This is a genomic window from Vibrio sp. 1727 (genome assembly GCF_033344415.1).
In the GTDB taxonomy this organism is placed as follows: domain Bacteria; phylum Pseudomonadota; class Gammaproteobacteria; order Enterobacterales; family Vibrionaceae; genus Vibrio; species Vibrio alginolyticus.
The window spans coordinates 1-885 of the sequence record NZ_JAWPOT010000129.1; the positions used below are offsets into that span (position 1 = coordinate 1).

1 protein-coding gene and 1 pseudogene are annotated in these 885 nt (G+C 44.1%); one reads left to right on the top strand and one right to left on the bottom strand.

Annotated elements, in window-relative coordinates:
* Nucleotides 1–108: pseudogene (locus R8O10_RS24285) on the top strand (YdcF family protein); the annotation flags it as partial.
* On the opposite strand, the gene R8O10_RS24290 reads toward R8O10_RS24285, so the two are convergent.
* Nucleotides 98–754, bottom strand: a complete 657-nt coding sequence (locus tag R8O10_RS24290; protein ID WP_005481502.1) for a hypothetical protein — start codon at nt 752–754, stop codon at nt 98–100. The pseudogene R8O10_RS24285 and the gene R8O10_RS24290 sit on opposite strands and share 11 nt — an antisense overlap.
* Nucleotides 755–885: the final 131 nt, after the last annotated feature.

Genomic DNA, 885 nt, shown 5'->3' on the forward strand with positions numbered 1-885 from the left:
ATGACGGCCTTTGATGAATCGGTTGCAACAGCAGAGCGAGCATTGGAAGTGTTTCATCCCATTTTAACTGCGCTCAATCGCCGTTTAGATCCCGAGTCTATTCAGTGATTTCGCGTCGCATACGAACAGCACTCAACGCAATCAGACAGTAGCAAAGCAGCTCCATGCCTTCTTCCGAAATGTTCTTAACATCGCGGATGTAGCTTTCATTCATGACTTGCTGCCAGAAGCTTCCCATGCCGTAAAGGCGAGAGAAAACAAGCAGTAGAACGACGGCACCAATCAAGAGCTTCATGTGCGGAACTTGTAGAATACGTGCCATTTCGTTCACTGTACCTTTACCACCTTGGTAAGCTTTTGCGCAAGCCAGAGCAGTGACGGTTAACGCAGGGAATACCCACGATCCGTGACGGATCATATCCATCCAGTAGTCCAGTTCGCGAATGATCAACACAGCGAAGAAGCCGGAAATCAAAATAGCGGCGTGTTTAACTTGTTCTTCTTGCTTAGAAAGTTGGAAGAACGACCATGAAGCAATCGCCAGCATGATCACTTGTAAGGTTTCAGTGATAGAGACTTCACCCAAACTTGATCCCAATACTACGTAATCAAGACGAATACTCAGATTGACGAGAATACTGATCGCAACAATCATCAATGCGCTTAAACACGATTTGTAGATGATGCGTTTTGACTCATCAGTAATCACGTTGTTTTGTGCCGTTTCGGCTTGTTTAACTATTTGTGTTTTCATCCTGACCACCTGTTTCCAGAAAAATGTGGAAGAAATGTGAATTTGTGTGATGTTGGGCATGATTTTATTGACCAAGTGGAAAGTATTGTCAGGGGAATGTCAGGAATAGAACGCTGTTCGATATTATATTT

Coding starts and splice junctions, on each gene's coding strand:
- R8O10_RS24290 (WP_005481502.1), bottom strand. CDS start 754: ATGAAAACACAAATAGTTAAACAAGCCGAAACGGCACAAAACAACGTG.